The organism is Allobosea sp. R86505 (genome assembly GCF_042466375.1).
Taxonomy (GTDB): domain Bacteria; phylum Pseudomonadota; class Alphaproteobacteria; order Rhizobiales; family Beijerinckiaceae; genus Allobosea.
Window position 1 is genome coordinate 1,796,538 of sequence record NZ_JAXHPY010000001.1, and the last position, 15,469, is coordinate 1,812,006.

The following is a 15,469-nucleotide window of genomic DNA, read 5'->3' on the forward strand; positions in this document are numbered from 1 at the left end:
GGCGCTGATGCTCGGCTACATCCTGCGACGCCTGCTGGCGACGATCCCCGTGCTGGTGATCGTCGCGGTCCTGGTCTTCCTGATGCTGCGCCTGACGCCGGGCGACCCGGCGGCGGTGATCGCCGGCGACAACGCGAACACCGAGCAGATCGCGCTGATCCGCAATCGCCTCGGCCTCGACCAGCCGATCCTGACCCAGTTCCTGATCTGGGCCGGAAACCTGCTGCAGGGCGAGCTCGGCGAGAGCTTCTTCTTCAAGAAGCCGATCGGCGAGCTGATCATCGGGCGCATCGAGCCGACGCTGTCGCTCGCCTTCGCGACGATGCTGATCGCGATCAGCGTCGCCATTCCGCTTGGCGTGCTCGCGGCCTACAAGCACGGCTCCTGGATCGACCGGATCGTGATGGGTTTCTCGGTGCTGGGGTTCTCGGTGCCGGTCTTCGTGATCGGCTATGCGCTGATCTACGTCTTCGCGATCACGCTGGGCTGGTTCCCGGTCCAGGGCTACCAGCCGCTGTCGAGCGGGTTCGGCGGATTCCTGCAGCGGCTGGTGCTGCCGGCGGTGACGCTGTCGGTGATCTACATCGCGCTGATCGCTCGGATGACGCGGGCGAGCGTGCTCGAGGTGCTGAACGAGGACTATATCCGCACCGCCCGCGCCAAGGGGCAGGTCGAGCGCAAGATCCTGTTCCGCCACGCGCTCAAGAACGCGGCGGTGCCGATCGTCACTGTCGTCGGCATCGGCATCGCGCTCCTGATCGGCGGGGTGGTGGTCACCGAGAGCGTCTATTCGATCCCCGGTCTCGGCCGGCTGACGGTCGATGCGGTCCTGGCCCGCGACTACCCCACCATCCAGGCGGTGATCCTCCTGTTCTCGGGCGTCTATGTCGGAATCAACCTGCTGATCGACCTCGCCTACAGCCTGTTCGACCCGAGGATCCGCTATTGAGCACCGAGCCGACCCTCCTCGCACCGGCCGCGGCCGAGCCGGCGACGCCGGCCCGCACCGTGATGAAGCGGCTCGTGCGCAACCCGGTGGTCGCCATCGGCGGCACGGTCCTGCTGCTGATGACCATGATCGGCCTGTTCGCGCCGTGGCTGGGCACGCTCGATCCCACCGCCATCAATCCGAGCACCCGCAACCGCCTGCCCGGCTTCGAGCGGACGATCCGCGCCGACGACGGCACCGCGACGGTGTTCAAGCACCGGATGGGAACGGATTCGCTGGGCCGGGACGTCTACAGCCGCGTCGTCTACGGGGCGCGCGTCTCGCTGCTGATCGCGGTCTCCGTCGCGTCCTTCGCGATCGCGATCGGGCTCGTGATCGGCCTCGTCGCCGGCTATGTGCGCCCGCTCGACGGCATCATCATGCGGTTCATGGACGGGTTGATGGCGATTCCCGGCATCCTGCTCGCCATCGCCGTGGTCTCGCTGTTCCGCAGCGGACTGGTATCGGTGATCATCGCGATCATCGTGCCGGAGATCCCGCGCGTGGTGCGGGTCGTGCGCTCGATCGTGCTGTCGGTGCGCGAGGAGCCCTATGTCGAGGCCGCCATCATGGCCGGGACGCGGCTGCCCAAGCTGATGGTGCGACACATCCTACCCAACACGATCGCGCCGCTGATCGTGCAGGGCACGTTCATCGCGGCCTCGGCGATCCTGGTCGAGGCGATCCTGTCCTTCCTCGGCATCGGCATACCCCCGGAGATTCCGACCTGGGGCAACATCATGGCCGAGGGGCGCAACCTCTTCCGCGTCTTCCCGCACAACATCCTCTATCCGGGCATCTTCCTCGCCCTGACGGTGCTGGCGGTCAACATGCTGGGTGACGGCCTGCGCGACACCCTCGACCCCAAGATGGCCGGCCGATGAGCGAGGGACAGACACCCGTCCTGGAGATCGCGGGGCTGAGCATCGCTTTGCCCGGCGGCGGCGATCGCGCCTTCGCGGTTGAGGACGTCTCGCTCAGCGTCGGCGCCGGCGAGATCGTCTGCGTCGTCGGGGAATCGGGCTCGGGCAAATCCGTCACCGCCTTCTCGGTGATGGGGCTGCTCGCCAAGGCGCTGAAGCCGGTGGCGGGCGCGATCCGCCTGGAGGGCGAGGATGTGCTGGCGGCAACGCCGCAGCGGCTGCGCGCGCTGCGCGGCGACCGGATGGCGATGATCTTCCAGGAGCCGATGACGGCGCTCAATCCGGTGCTGACCATCGGCGACCAGATCGAGGAGGTGCTGCGCATCCACACCTCTCTCGGCCCCGCCGAGCGGCGCGCGCAGGTGCTCGCCATGCTGGAGTCGATGCGCCTGCCCGAACCGGAGCGGATGCACGCTTCCTATCCCCACCAGATTTCCGGTGGGCAGCGCCAGCGCGTGATGATCGCCGCCGCGCTGATCCTCGATCCCGCCCTGCTGATCGCCGACGAGCCGACGACGGCGCTCGACGTCACCACGCAGGCGCAGATCCTCAAGCTGATCAAGGACATGCAGAGCCGACGCGGCACGGGCGTGCTCTTCATCACCCATGATTTCGGTGTCGTCGCCGAGATCGCCGACCGCGTCGTGGTGATGGAAAAGGGCCGCGTCGTCGAGCAGGGCCCAGCAGCCGACATCCTGACCCGGCCGCAGCACCCCTACACGCAGATGCTGATTGGGGCGGTGCCGAGCCTGAAGCCGGCGCAGCGCAAGCCGGTGCTCGGGCCGCTGGCGCTGGAGACCGTGGGGCTCGGCAAGACCTACAGCTCCAAGGCGCTGTTCCGGAAGGAGCGGGTCGTGCATGCGGCGAAGGACGTCGCGATCCGCGTCCGGCGGGGCGAGACGGTCGGCATCGTCGGCGAGTCCGGCTCCGGCAAGACCACGGTGGCGCGCTGCATCGCGCGGCTGATGCCGCCCAGCGTCGGCTCCATCCTGGTGCCCGACATCGACATCGCGCCACTGCCCGAGCGGCGGCTGCGGTCCTATCGCCGCAAGATCCAGGTCGTGTTCCAGGATCCGTTCCGGTCGCTCAACCCGCGCCGGACCGTGGGCGCTTCGATCATCGAGGGGCCGATGAATTTCGGCCTGAGCGAGCCGGATGCGCTGCAGCGGGCGCGCGACCTGATGGGTTTGGTCGGGCTACAGCCGAATGCGCTCGAGCGCTATCCGCACCAGTTCTCCGGCGGTCAGCGCCAGCGCATCGCGATCGCCAGGGCGCTGGCGATGGAGCCGGAGATCCTGATCGCGGACGAGGCGGTCTCGGCGCTCGACGTCTCCGTCCAGAAGCAGGTGCTGGCCCTGCTCGCCGATGTCCAGGAGCGCTTCAACCTGGCGATCCTGTTCATCACCCACGATTTGCGGGTGGCGGCCCAGATCTGCGACCGGATCGTGGTGATGGAGAAGGGGGTGATCGTCGAGCAGGGCGCGACCTTGCAGGTGTTCTCCGCGCCGGCTCATGCCTATACGCGGGCCCTGATCGAGGCGGCGCCGGGGCGTGACTTCGCGACGGGGGCCACCGCCGTTGACGCAGTGGAGGCCTGACCGGATAGTCCCGCTCCCCCGGCCGCCATGGAAGCGAGCGCATGGACGATGAGATGCTCTACGCGGTGGACGACGGGATCGGCACGATCACGCTGAACCGCCCCCAGGCGCGCAATGCTCTGACCTTTTCGATGTATGAGCGGGTGGCGGCGATCTGTGCCGACCCGGCGGCGCATGGCGCCCCCAGGGTGCTGATCATCACCGGGGCCGGCGACCGGGCCTTCGCGGCCGGGACGGACATCGCGCAGTTCCGCAGCTTCGCCTCGCCGCAGGACGCGCTGGGCTATGAAGAGAAGATCGAGCGCGTGCTCACGGCGATCGAATGCTCCCCGATCCCGCTTGTCGCGGCGATCGCCGGGGCGGTGACGGGCGGCGGCGCCAGCATCGCCTGCGCCTGCGACATCCGCATCGCGACGGCGTCCGCGCGCTTCGGCTTCCCGATCGCGCGGACGCTGGGCAACTGCCTGTCGACGGCCAATTACGCCCGGCTGTCGGCCCTACTCGGGCCGGCCCGCGTCAAGGACATCGTCTTCACGGCACGGCTGATCGAGGCGGAGGAGGGCCAGCGCATCGGCCTCTACAGCGAGGTCCTCGCCGATCACGCAGCGCTGTTGAGCCGCGCCCGCGAGCTGGCCGCGACCATCGCCGGCCACGCGCCGCTGACGATGCGGGCCACGAAGGAGGCGCTGCGCCGGCTCGTCAACGCGTCGGTGCCTGCCGAAGGCGGCGAGGACCTCGTGGTGATGTGCTACACCAGCGCCGATTTCCGCGAAGGCATGGAGGCCTTTCTTGGCAAGCGGCCGCCGCAATGGCAGGGCCGCTGAGCCGAGGCGGGCCGGGCCACGGGGTTTACGCTGAGGGCCCGCGCGCCCTATATGCGCGCGTCCAACGGGAGCGAGAACGGTATTGCCGGCGTCTTTGCGGTTTCTGGTTACCGGCGGTGCGGGGTTCATCGGCTCGGCCGTCACACGCAGGCTGATCGCGCAAACCGGCCATAGCGTCTGCGTCGTCGACAAGCTGACCTATGCCGGCAATCTCGCCTCGCTGGCGCCGGTCGCCGCCGATCCGCGCTTCCGCTTCGAGAAGGCGGACATCGCCGATGGCGAGCGGATGCGGGCGATCTTCGCCGAGGTCGATCCTGACATCGTGCTGCATCTGGCAGCCGAGAGCCATGTCGACCGCTCGATCGACGGACCATCGGCCTTCATCGACACCAACATCGTCGGCAGCTTCGTCTTGCTGCAGGAGGCGCTGAGGCATTGGCGCGGCCTGACCGGCGAGCGGCGGGCGCGCTTCCGGTTCCATCACGTCTCCACCGACGAGGTGTTCGGCTCGCTGGGTCCTGAGGGCCTGTTCGACGAGGCGACGGCTTATGCGCCGACCTCGCCCTACTCGGCCTCAAAGGCCGCTTCCGACCATCTGGTGCGGGCCTGGCACCACACCTACGGCCTGCCGACGCTCATCACCAATTGCTCGAACAATTACGGGCCTTACCACTTCCCGGAAAAGCTGATCCCGCTGATGATCATCAACGGGATCGAGGGCAAGCCCCTGCCGATCTATGGCAACGGGCTGAACGTGCGCGACTGGCTCTATGTCGAGGACCATGCCGAGGCGCTGCTGCTCGTCGCCGAGAGGGGCAAGCCGGGCGAGACCTACGCCATTGGCGGCTCGGCGGAGATGTCGAACCAGCAGGTCGTCGCCGCGATCTGCGCGCTGCTCGACGAGATGCGGCCCGATCCCGCAGGTCCGCATGACCGGCTGATCACGCATGTCGCGGACAGGCCCGGGCATGATGCGCGCTACGCCATCGATGCGGGCAGGATCGGCCGCGAGCTCGGATGGAGCCCGCGCCGCGACTTCGCCAGTGGCTTGCGCCTGACCGTGGAATGGTATCTGGCCCATCAGAACTGGTGGGGCGACATCCGCTCCGGCGTCTATCGCGGCGAGCGGCTGGGAACGGCTGCGGTGGTCGGTCTGCCGGGAGAACAGTGAGCATGCTGCTTGTCGAGCCGACCGCGCTGCCGGATGTGAAGATCATCCAGCCGAAGAGGTTCGGTGATCATCGCGGCTTCTTCTCCGAGACCTATAGCCGCTCGGCCTTCGCCGAGGCGGGCATCAAGCTCGACTTCATCCAGGACAATCATTCGCTCTCGGCCGCGGTTGGCACGCTGCGCGGTCTGCATTTCCAGGCGCCTCCCTTCGCCCAGGACAAGCTGGTGCGGGTGCCGCGCGGGCGCATCCTCGACGTCGCGGTCGATATCCGCGCCTCTTCGCCGGATTTCGGCCGATTCGTTACAGTGGAACTCTCGGCGGAGAACTGGCGGCAATTGCTCGTGCCGGCCGGTTTCGCGCATGGTTTCGTCACGCTCGAGCCCGACACCGAGGTGCTCTACAAGGTCAGCGCCCCCTATGCCCCCGAGCATGACCGGGGCGTAGCCTTCGACGATCCTGCGATAGGGATCGACTGGGGGCTGCCGCCCGAGAGGCTGATCCTGTCCGACAAGGACCGCCGACACCCCCGCCTCGCCGAACTGCCGCGGTATTTCGCGTGAGGGTCGTCGTCTCCGGGCGCGCAGGTCAGGTCGCGCGGGCACTCGCGGAGCGGGCGGCCGATCAGGGTGACGTTCTGCTGGCCGTCGGACGGCCGGAATTCGATCTGGAGCGCCCCGAGACGATCGCTCCAGCCTTGGCGGCCGCGCGCCCCCATGTCGTGGTCCATGCGGCCGCTTTCACCGCGGTGGACCGGGCGGAAACAGAAGAGGCGCGGGCCTTCGCCGTCAATGCGGTCGGGGCCGGGGCGGTGGCGGTTGCGGCGCGCGGGCTCGGCGTCCCGCTCATTCAGTTGTCGACCGACTATGTTTTCGACGGCTCGCTCGAGCGGCCCTATCGCGAGGACGATGCGACCGGGCCGATTTCGGCCTATGGACGCAGCAAGCTCGCCGGCGAGCGGGCCGTGGCGGCGGCCACGCCCGATCATGCGATCCTGCGCACCGCCTGGGTCTACAGCCCGTTCGGGACAAACTTCGTCCGGACCATGCTGAGACTCGGCGGGGAGCGCGAGGAGGTGTCCGTCGTCTACGACCAGACCGGTTGCCCGACCTCCGCACTGGACATTGCGGATGCCGTTTTGGCCGTGGCGCGGAACCTCGTCGGCTCGCCTGCCGATCAGGCTCTGCGCGGCGTCTTCCACATGGCGGCGCAGGGCGAGGCGAATTGGGCCGAACTGGCAGAGGCGGTGTTCTCCGAGGCCGCGGCGGCCGGGCGCCGCCCGGTCCGGGTGCGCCGCATCGCCACCGCCGACTATCCGACGCCGGCGCGTCGGCCGGCCAATTCGCGGCTGGACGGTGCAAAGCTCGCGGCCACTCACGGCATCAGACTCCCGCATTGGCGCGGGGCCGCCACCGCCTGCGTGACCAGGCTGCTCAAAAGCGAAGAAACGGGGCCGATTTCATGAAGGGCATCATTCTCGCCGGCGGTTCCGGCACGCGGCTGCACCCGATGACGCTGGCGGTTTCGAAGCAACTGCTTCCGGTCTATGACAAGCCGATGATTTATTATCCGCTGACGACGCTGATGCTGGCGGACATTCGCGAGATCCTGATCATCTCGACCCCGACGGATCTGCCGCATTTCCAGCGCCTGCTCGGCGACGGATCGGAGTGGGGCCTGTCGCTGAGCTATGCCGAGCAGCCGCATCCGGGCGGGCTGGCGCAGGCCTATCTGATCGGGGCCGAGTTCGTGGCCGGCGGTCCGTCGGCGCTGATCTTGGGCGACAACCTGTTCTACGGGCACGGCCTGCCCGAGCTGATGAAGCGTGCGCGCCGATGCAAAGCGGGCGCGACGGTCTTCGCCTATCAGGTGAGAGATGCCGAGCGCTATGGCGTCGTCAGCTTCGGCGCCGACGGGAAGGCGACCTCCATCGAGGAGAAGCCGAAGGTCCCGCGCTCGAACTGGGCAGTGACGGGCCTCTATTTCTATGACGCGCAGGTGGTTGAGATCGCCGCGTCGCTCGAGCCGTCGGCTCGCGGGGAACTCGAGATCACCGATGTGAACCGCATTTATCTGGAACGCGACCAACTCTCGGTCGAGCGCATGGGGCGCGGTTTCGCCTGGCTCGACACCGGGACGCCTGACAGCCTGCTGCAGGCCGGCGAGTTCGTCCGGACCCTCGAGGGCCGGCAGGACCTGCGCATCGCCTGCCCGGAGGAGATCGCCTGCCGGCGCGGCTGGATCGAGGTCGCACAGTTGGAGGCTCTGGGGGGCCGCCTCGCGAAAAGCGACTATGGCCGTTACCTCGTGCGCATGGCGGCCGAGATCGCCGCGAACCCACGGCGCTCAGACGGCTGAGGCCGGCGAAGCGTCCTCTGGAGCCGTCGATCGCCACCGTGTCGAGTGGATAGGGCTGGTTGGCCCCGATATTGCTCCTCGCTTCGCCATGAGCCTGCAACGGGAGTCGATCATGACCGGAACGCCCGTCCTGGGACAATTCACTGCGTGTGAATGCGGTTCCCCCTCAATCATCATCCCTGCCATGGTTGCGGATGAAGCACCGGTTTCGTGCGGGGGGTGTGCGCGCGTCATCGGGTCCTGGCTTGGCTACAAGACCTTCGTCAGCCGCTCGATCGCGAGGGAGGCGCAAGGCATGCCCAAGGCTTCAAGGATCTGCGTCGACCCGATCCTGACGGCTGGCCTCGAGGAGGTAGGGCCTGTCTCGGCTGCAACTCCGGTTGCAGCATGACGCGGTGCTGGAGGCCAGGTGTTTGCGAGGGACCTCATGACGGGATGGCGCACCTCCGGCGGCAGAGCAACCGACACCAAACGGTCAACTGCGCGTGGTTAACCCATTCTTAATGTCCGAAAGGGGATGCGATGGCTTCGGGCGTTCGGGCCATATAGGACCGGGATGTGCGGATGTCCCTGTGACGTAGGAATTCCAAGCTTTTGGCGGGCTCTCGGGCGACCGGGAGAGAGTTGTCGAGATGACGTTGATTGTTCCAGTGATCATGGCAGGCGGGGCCGGAACGCGACTTTGGCCCCTGTCGCGGGATTCGATGCCCAAGCAGTTCATCGCTCTGCTGGAGGATGACCTGTCGACCTTCCAGGCGACCCTGCTGCGGGTGAAGGGCACTCCCTTCCTGCCGCCGATCGTGATCACCAATCACGAGTTCCGCTTCATTGTCGCCGAGCAGATGCAGGCGGTGGGTGTCGAGGGTCAGATCGTGCTCGAGCCGGAGCGGCGCGATTCCGCCGCCGCCATCGCGGTCGGAGCCCTGCTTGCGAGCCGCGTCGCACCCGATGCCGTGGCCGTCGCCCTGGCGGCGGACCATGTCGTGGAAGACGCACCCGCTTTCCGGGCCGACGCCCTCGCGGCGGCGAAGTTCGCCGCCACGGGGCTGATCGTGACGCTCGGAATCGTACCGACGGCGCCGTCGGTGGCCTATGGCTATATCGAGGCGGGCGAGGCTCTCGGGGATTCCCGGACGAAGCGGCTGAAGCGCTTCGTCGAGAAACCCGATGCCGCGACGGCGCAGGGCTATCTTGACCAGGGCTTCCTGTGGAACAGCGGGAACTTCGTTTTCGCCGCCCCGACGATGATCGAGGAACTGACCCGCTTCGCCCCCGATGTGATCGCGGCGGCACGCGAGGCGCTGGACGGTGCGACCACCGATCTCGACTTCATCCGCCTGGACGGCCGCGCTTTCAGTCAGGCGCCGCGGATCTCGATCGACTATGCCGTGATGGAGAAGACACAGCATGCCGGGGTGATCGCGGCCGGTTTCGACTGGTCGGACATCGGTGCCTGGGACTCGATCCATGAGGTGATGGACAAGGACGGCGCCGGCAACGTGCTGCGCGGCCCGGTGGTCGCGCTCGACACGACCAATTCGCTCTTGCGCAGCGATGACATGCTGCTGACCACGATCGGGCTGACCGACATGGTGGTTGTCGCGACGCGCGACGCGGTGCTGGTGGCGTCCAAGTCGGCGGCGCCGCATGTGAAGCAGTTGGTCGAGACGCTGAAGCAGCAGGGCCGCCCCGAGGCGACCGAGCATCTGCGGATCTATCGCCCCTGGGGCTGGTATCAGCGGATCGACATCGGCTCCCGTTTCCAGGTGAAGCGCATCAATGTGAAGCCCGGTGCCAAGCTCAGCCTGCAGAAACACTTCCACCGTTCCGAGCACTGGGTCGTGGTGCGCGGCACGGCCGAGGTCACGCTGGACGGCAGCATCAGCCACATTCACGAGAACGAGTTCGATCTATCTGCCGATCGGCTGCACGCATCGGCTGTGCAATCCCGGCAAGATCGAACTCGAGCTGATCGAGGTCCAGGTCGGCAGCTATACCGGCGAGGACGACATCATCCGGATCGAGGACGCTTACGCTAGGCTCTGACCGCCAAAGCCTTGTCCCGCGGGCTCTGTTTCCCTGATAGATCACGACAGATTTTGTCTCGGCGGTCACGGATGCTATCGGTCGGATTACGCTAGTTCGGCACGTCGGCAGGGAGTCTCCGATGAAGATCGTCATGGTCGGATCAGGTTATGTCGGGCTGGTGTCCGGCGCATGTTTCGCGGATTTCGGGCACGAGGTCGTCTGCGTCGATAAGGTGGAGAGCAAGATCGCGGCGCTGAAGCAGGGCGAGATCCCGATCTTCGAGCCCGGCCTCTCTGAGCTGGTGCGCAGCAATTCCGATGCGGGCCGGCTGTCCTTCACCACCGATCTGGCCGGGCCGGTCGCCAAGGCCGATGCGGTCTTCATCGCGGTGGGCACGCCGTCGCGGCGCGGCGACGGCTTCGCCGACCTGTCCTATGTCTATGCGGCGGCGCGCGAGATCGCCCAGTCGCTCGACGGCTACACCGTCATCGTCACCAAATCGACCGTTCCGGTCGGGACCGGCGACGAGGTCGAGCGGATCATCCGCGAGCTGCGTCCCGATGCCGACTTCGCCGTCGTGTCCAATCCGGAGTTCCTGCGCGAGGGCGCGGCCATCGACGATTTCAAGCGCCCGGACCGCATCGTCATCGGCACGGACGATCTGCGTGCCCAGGCGCTGATGGCCGATGTCTACCGGCCGCTCTACCTGAACAGCGCGCCGATTCTGAACACCAGCCGGCGCACCGCCGAGCTGACGAAATACGCGGCCAATGCCTTCCTGGCGACGAAGATCACCTTCATCAACGAAATGGCGGATCTGTGCGAGCAGGTCGGCGCCAATGTGCAGGACGTCGCCCGCGGCATGGGGCTCGACAACCGCATCGGCAGCAAGTTTCTGCATGCCGGCCCCGGCTATGGCGGCTCCTGCTTTCCGAAGGACACGCTGGCTCTGATCAAGACGGCGCAGGACTACGGCACCCCGTCGCGGATCGTCGAGGCCGTCGTCTCGGTCAACGACCTGCGCAAGCGGGCCATGGCGAAGAAGGTCGTCGCCGCCTGCGGCGGCTCGGTCCGCGGCAAGACGATCGCCGTGCTCGGTTTGACCTTCAAGCCGAACACGGACGACATGCGTGACGCGCCGTCGCTGTCGATCGTGACGGCGCTGCAGGATGGCGGCGCCACCATCCGCGCCTTCGATCCGGAGGGGATGGAGCAGGCCAGGGCGATGCTGCCGGACGGCGTCAACTACTGCAACGACGCCTATGAGTGCGTCGACGGTGCCCATGCCGCGGTGATCGTGACCGAGTGGAACATCTTCCGCGCGCTTGATTTCGACCGCGTCAAGGTCGCCATGGCCGCACCGGTCCTCGTCGATTTGCGCAACGTCTACCGGGCCGAGCAGGTCCGCGCCAAGGGCTTCACCTATGTCGATGTCGGCCGAACTGCATCACCCCCCGCGTTTAAAGGCAAGCGGGACGCCGCCTGAGCGGTTTGAGTGCTGCTGATTTGGCTTCACAGAGGTATCCGTAACCATCCAACCGCTTATCCCCGGCCCCTTGGGGCCGGCCTAATCTGGCCCTTCGTCAACCAGCGAGGGGCCAGACCATGCTTTCCTTCCATGAAGAGTTTCCGCTGAATGCGGGGCGGCTGGCGCAGGCGCCGCAATTCTCCGACACCGTGCACGACATCGTGCTGGCGGCCGACACGCTGCTGCGCGTCGCCGTGCCGGAGGGGGCGCGTTTCGTCTCGCTGTCCTTCGACGGCGATGTCCGGGTGAAGGCGGGTCTGGTCGACACCGCGCTGACCCTGCCCGCGGCGACGGCGACGGATGGCAGCGGCAGCGCGCTCAATCCGGGCGTCCGGCGCCTGCCGCCGTCCGCGACGCATCTGTGCCTGAGGGCGGCGAATGCCTGCAAGGGCTCGCTGGAATATTGGGGCTGACCATGGTCGCACAGCCCGTCTCCCTGACGCGCCGCCGGCGCGACCCGTTCGATCTGCCGCGTCTCACGCCCACGGGCAAGCGCGCCTGGTTCGAGGCGCCGGCCTATGGGGACTTCGCGGCGATCGCCGATTTCGGCGCCGACCGCTATGCGATCACCACCGTGCCGCTCGCCGACATCGCCGGGGCGAGCGTCGCGGCGCTGCGGGTCAAGCGCGCGGCGAGCTTTGCCGAGCTGATCGCCTTCACCTGCAGCTCGGGGCCGGCGCGCACCTATCTCGATGCGCAAGGCGACCTGCAGGCCGACCTCGCCGCCGACGAGCCGCGCTTCGACTGGACGAACGGGCGCCGCCAGCTCGCGCTCAACGGCGCCTGCGCCAATCTGCTCTTGAACAGCGCCGCGCCCGCCAGCCAGAGCGTCGTGGTGAGCGCACAGAGCCATGCGCTCTCCTTCACGGGTACGGGCAGCATCGCGCTTTCGGGGGCTTCGAGCGCGGGGCCACTGATGGGGCTGGGGGCCGCAAGCCGCGTGTCGCTCGTCTTCACCCCGGCAGCGGGCACACTCACCCTGACGCTCAACGGCGATGTCCGCCTCGCCCAGCTCGAGGCCAACAGCTTCGCCTCGCCTTACATCGCGACCGCGGACGCCGCAGTGAGCCGGGCGGCGGAAACGGCCGAATTGTCGCCCGTGCTGGAGGCGCTGCTGCAACGCAGTGCCGCGACCATCGTGGTGCGCGGCCAGAGGCTCGAGCGCAACGCGGCCCGCATCGTCGGCGTCAACGGCACCTCGTCGCTGCTGCGCGCCCAGTCGAACCGGCTCTCCGTGCTGATGGACGGCTCGGGCCAGCTCGCGACGGCGGCGGGGGCCGATCTGCGCAACAGCAGCTACGCCGCCGCCTGCGCCTTCGACGGAACCGGGCGCTCGGTCGCCCGCAACGGCGCCGTCGTGGCGACTGACAGCGGAACCCCGCCGGCCAGCCGGAGCACAGTTTTTCTCGGGCGGGACGGTGCGGGCACCGCCGTTGCCTATGGTGACGGATGGTATGACCGTCTGATGGTCGCTGGGGAGAGGCTTGCCGATTGGCGTCTGCTCGATAGCTCTATTGTCTCGTAAGATCTCTCACCGTGCGTTCATGAAGGCCTTCCGGCTCAGCACCGTTCTGAGCAGGATCGCGATGTCGAGCCAGATCGACCAGTTGTCGATGTACCAGTGGTCGTAGGCGACGCGCTTGGCCATCTTGTCGTCGGTGTCGGTCTCGCCGCGCAGCCCGTGGACCTGCGCCCAGCCGGTGATGCCCGGCTTGACGTTGTGGCGCCGGGCATAGAGCGCGATCTTGCGTTCGAACTCGCGGTCATGGGCGAGCGCATGGGGGCGAGGCCCGACCAGCGACATCTGCCCCGCGAGCACATTGAGGAGCTGCGGCAGCTCGTCGAGGTTGTAACGGCGCAGGATGCGGCCGATGCGCGTGACGCGCGGATCGTCGCGCCTCGCCTGGACGATGACGGCGCCGTCGTCGGTGGTCGTCATGGTCCGGAACTTGAAGATCCGGAAGGCCTGCTGGTTGAAGCCGTAGCGTCGCTGGCGGAACAGCACCGGGCCTGGCGAGTCGAGCCGGATCAGCGCGGCCACGAGCAGGAGTAAAGGTGCGCACAGCACCAGGATGAGCGCGGCGGCGACGAGATCGAAGCCCCGCTTCAGGGCGATCTCCAGCGCCGAAAGCGGCGGCCGGTTGAGCCGCAGGCTGGTCAGGCTGCCGGTGCGCATGATGAGCGGCCGGTCGAAGCGGTCCATGATCCGCTCGGGCGTCAGATGGATCGCCACCGGCAGGTTCATGAAGGCGTCGATGCAGGCATCGATGGTCTCCTGATCCGACCAGGGCAGGGCGATGAAGACGGAGTCCGGCTGCTTGGCCCGGCAGTTCGCCACCGCGCTCGCGAGATCCGCGGCCAGCGCGGCGGCGGGGTCGTTGATCCGGCGGGCGTCGTTGCTGCGCAGGAAGGCGACGTCGACGATGGCGAAACCGACGTTCCAGGGCTGGTGACGCGAGACGAAGGACATGACGTCGGGCTCGCGGCCGATCAGGAAGACGCGCTCGCTGGTGATGCGGCCGGTCTTGCTGCCGATCGAGATCGTCCGCACCATCGCCGAGCGGGCGAGCGCGATGACCGGGATGCCGGCGAGGTAGCTGGCGAGGACGACGCCGCGCGAATAGTGGTCGGCGATCTTGGCCAGGAACAGGATGGCGACGAAGGCCACCATGGTCAGGTTCCAGACCGCGAAGGCGGAGGCGATCTGCCCCTTGGTCGAGAGATAGTTGGACAGCTGGTAGCGGCCGCGCGTCGCGTTCACGAAGACGAAGATCGCGGCCAGCATCAGGGCGAGTTCGAGGGTCACCTGGTCGGCCCGCGGATCGCCATAGACCGGCAGGTGATAGGCCAGCGACACCAGCCCCACCATCAAGGCGACGGTCGCCGCGTCGGTCGCGGCGGTCACCAGCCAGAGCCAGTGGCGCCAGGCGCGGGCGCGCCCCTCGCGGGCCGCATAGGCGGCCAGGCCGATGTCGTTGACGCTCATCCGGTTCGTCGCCTCCGCCGAAGCCCGGGCGAGTTGTGCGGCAGCGGCACAGATCCTCGCTCTCGGGCTGGTCTCGGCGGTGGCAGCGCAAGCGGTATACCGCAGGAGAACGCGCCAAAATGGGCTGTTCCGTCGGCTGAAGTGCGGAAACGCGTTGGTTTCTCGGTCAGCCGGGACGTCTTGCGCGACGGGCGCGTGCCGGGCTGATCCGTTCTGGAACAGCGGTCGCGGCGCTGTGCGCGCCGCTCAGCCGGCTGCGATGGCGGCGAGGCGCTCGGCGTTCAGGAGCCGCACACCGTCCGGCACCAGCAGGATCATGCGATCCCGCGACAGCCGGGTCAGCGTCCGGCTCACCGTCTCGATCGTCAGGCCGAGACAATCGGCGATGTCCTGCCGGCCCATCGGCAGGGGCACGGTGACGGACGCGCGGCCGATGCGGGCGAAGCGTTGCTGTAGCCCGAGCAGGAAGCAGACGATCCGCTCCTGCGCGTTGCGGCGGCCGAGCAGCATGAGCTGCTCCTGCGCCAGGGAGAGTTCATGGCTCGCCTGCTCATGCAGGCGCCGCAGCAGCGCGGGCCTGGCATCGACGAACTGCGAGAAGCCGGCGCGGGGAAAGGCGCAGGCCACGACGGGCCCGATCGCGTCGGCGGAAAAGCCGGCGGTCTGCGCCAGCGACAGGCCGATGAAATCCCCGGGCAGCGCGAAGCCGACGATCTGGCGGCGTCCGTCCGGCAGCAGGGTGTAGAGGCGGGCGCAGCCGCAGGTGATGGTGTAGACGCTCCCTGCGGGCTGGCCCTGGACCATCAGCATTTCACGCGTGGCGAAGTGGACGGAGGTTGAGAGGGCCTGCAGGTTGAGGAGGTCGCCCTCCGGCAGGGCCGCGCAGATGCTGTGGGGACGCGTCTCGCAGGTCAGGCAATCCCGGCCGAGAGGGACGACGCAGCCCTGTGCCAGCCGATGATGCACGTTCAACCCTCACGGGCGCGCTCGTTGCCGGCGCCCGAGCCCACCCATACGCCTGTTGCACCGCAGCGTCACCCTCGCGCGCCATGTCGGGCCGACATACCG

The 15,469-nt window shown here is 67.8% G+C and carries 13 protein-coding genes and 1 pseudogene; 12 read left to right on the forward strand and 2 right to left on the reverse strand.

Annotation, left to right across the window (positions count from 1 at the left end; translation table 11 throughout):
* The first annotated feature begins 7 nt into the window (after positions 1-7).
* The 12 genes and pseudogenes from SJY11_RS08595 (at position 8) to SJY11_RS08650 (ending at position 12,940) form a co-directional block, all read left to right on the forward strand.
* The gene (locus tag SJY11_RS08595) at positions 8-949 is read left to right on the forward strand and encodes an ABC transporter permease (protein ID WP_376986177.1); all 942 of its coding nucleotides are present in this window, start codon (positions 8-10) and stop codon (positions 947-949) included.
* On the forward strand, positions 946-1,872 hold the full coding sequence (locus tag SJY11_RS08600) for an ABC transporter permease (protein ID WP_376986179.1): 927 nt from the start codon (positions 946-948) through the stop codon (positions 1,870-1,872). The genes SJY11_RS08595 and SJY11_RS08600 overlap by 4 nt, the downstream gene beginning before the upstream one ends.
* Positions 1,869-3,509 (forward strand): ABC transporter ATP-binding protein, encoded by a 1,641-nt coding sequence (locus tag SJY11_RS08605; protein WP_376986180.1) that lies wholly within the window; start codon positions 1,869-1,871, stop codon positions 3,507-3,509. The genes SJY11_RS08600 and SJY11_RS08605 overlap by 4 nt, the downstream gene beginning before the upstream one ends.
* 41 nt (positions 3,510-3,550) lie before the next feature.
* The gene (locus SJY11_RS08610; protein WP_376986182.1) at positions 3,551-4,333 is read left to right on the forward strand and encodes an enoyl-CoA hydratase/isomerase family protein; all 783 of its coding nucleotides are present in this window, start codon (positions 3,551-3,553) and stop codon (positions 4,331-4,333) included.
* A gap of 82 nt (positions 4,334-4,415) precedes the next feature.
* Positions 4,416-5,504, forward strand: a complete 1,089-nt coding sequence (rfbB, locus tag SJY11_RS08615; protein ID WP_376986183.1) for a dTDP-glucose 4,6-dehydratase — start codon at positions 4,416-4,418, stop codon at positions 5,502-5,504.
* Between the two features lie 2 nt (positions 5,505-5,506).
* Positions 5,507-6,064, forward strand: coding sequence for a dTDP-4-dehydrorhamnose 3,5-epimerase (gene rfbC, locus SJY11_RS08620; protein ID WP_376986184.1), 558 nt, complete (start codon positions 5,507-5,509; stop codon positions 6,062-6,064).
* Positions 6,061-6,966 (forward strand): dTDP-4-dehydrorhamnose reductase, encoded by a 906-nt coding sequence (gene rfbD, locus SJY11_RS08625; protein WP_376986185.1) that lies wholly within the window; start codon positions 6,061-6,063, stop codon positions 6,964-6,966. Before rfbC ends, rfbD begins: the two co-directional genes overlap by 4 nt.
* On the forward strand, positions 6,963-7,859 hold the full coding sequence (gene rfbA, locus SJY11_RS08630) for a glucose-1-phosphate thymidylyltransferase RfbA (RefSeq protein ID WP_376986186.1): 897 nt from the start codon (positions 6,963-6,965) through the stop codon (positions 7,857-7,859). The genes rfbD and rfbA overlap by 4 nt, the downstream gene beginning before the upstream one ends.
* A gap of 632 nt (positions 7,860-8,491) precedes the next feature.
* A pseudogene (locus tag SJY11_RS08635) lies at positions 8,492-9,905 on the forward strand (mannose-1-phosphate guanylyltransferase/mannose-6-phosphate isomerase).
* Positions 9,906-10,026: 121 nt separating this feature from the next.
* A complete protein-coding gene (locus tag SJY11_RS08640) occupies positions 10,027-11,373 on the forward strand; it encodes a UDP-glucose dehydrogenase family protein (RefSeq protein WP_376986187.1) in 1,347 nt (448 codons plus the stop codon).
* Positions 11,374-11,492: 119 nt separating this feature from the next.
* Positions 11,493-11,828 carry a hypothetical protein gene (locus SJY11_RS08645; protein ID WP_326905937.1) on the forward strand — a complete coding sequence of 112 codons (336 nt, stop codon included), beginning with the start codon at positions 11,493-11,495 and terminating at the stop codon, positions 11,826-11,828.
* A 2-nt stretch (positions 11,829-11,830) separates the two neighbouring features.
* Positions 11,831-12,940: a hypothetical protein gene (locus SJY11_RS08650; RefSeq protein WP_376986188.1), complete on the forward strand. Its 1,110-nt coding sequence runs from the start codon at positions 11,831-11,833 to the stop codon at positions 12,938-12,940.
* 6 nt (positions 12,941-12,946) lie between these two features.
* On the opposite strand, the gene SJY11_RS08655 is transcribed toward SJY11_RS08650, so the two are convergent.
* Together SJY11_RS08655 and SJY11_RS08660 are read right to left on the reverse strand one after the other, a co-directional pair.
* Positions 12,947-14,401 (reverse strand): undecaprenyl-phosphate glucose phosphotransferase, encoded by a 1,455-nt coding sequence (locus tag SJY11_RS08655; RefSeq protein WP_376986189.1) that lies wholly within the window; start codon positions 14,399-14,401, stop codon positions 12,947-12,949.
* Between the two features lie 246 nt (positions 14,402-14,647).
* A complete protein-coding gene (locus SJY11_RS08660) occupies positions 14,648-15,367 on the reverse strand; it encodes a Crp/Fnr family transcriptional regulator (protein WP_376986190.1) in 720 nt (239 codons plus the stop codon).
* Positions 15,368-15,469 lie beyond the last annotated feature (102 nt).

Coding starts and splice junctions, on each gene's coding strand:
- SJY11_RS08595 (WP_376986177.1), top strand. CDS start 8: ATGCTCGGCTACATCCTGCGACGCCTGCTGGCGACGATCCCCGTGCTG.
- SJY11_RS08605 (WP_376986180.1), top strand. CDS start 1,869: ATGAGCGAGGGACAGACACCCGTCCTGGAGATCGCGGGGCTGAGCATC.
- SJY11_RS08610 (WP_376986182.1), top strand. CDS start 3,551: ATGGACGATGAGATGCTCTACGCGGTGGACGACGGGATCGGCACGATC.
- rfbC (WP_376986184.1), top strand. CDS start 5,507: ATGCTGCTTGTCGAGCCGACCGCGCTGCCGGATGTGAAGATCATCCAG.
- rfbA (WP_376986186.1), top strand. CDS start 6,963: ATGAAGGGCATCATTCTCGCCGGCGGTTCCGGCACGCGGCTGCACCCG.
- SJY11_RS08640 (WP_376986187.1), top strand. CDS start 10,027: ATGAAGATCGTCATGGTCGGATCAGGTTATGTCGGGCTGGTGTCCGGC.
- SJY11_RS08645 (WP_326905937.1), top strand. CDS start 11,493: ATGCTTTCCTTCCATGAAGAGTTTCCGCTGAATGCGGGGCGGCTGGCG.
- SJY11_RS08650 (WP_376986188.1), top strand. CDS start 11,831: ATGGTCGCACAGCCCGTCTCCCTGACGCGCCGCCGGCGCGACCCGTTC.
- SJY11_RS08655 (WP_376986189.1), bottom strand. CDS start 14,401: ATGAGCGTCAACGACATCGGCCTGGCCGCCTATGCGGCCCGCGAGGGG.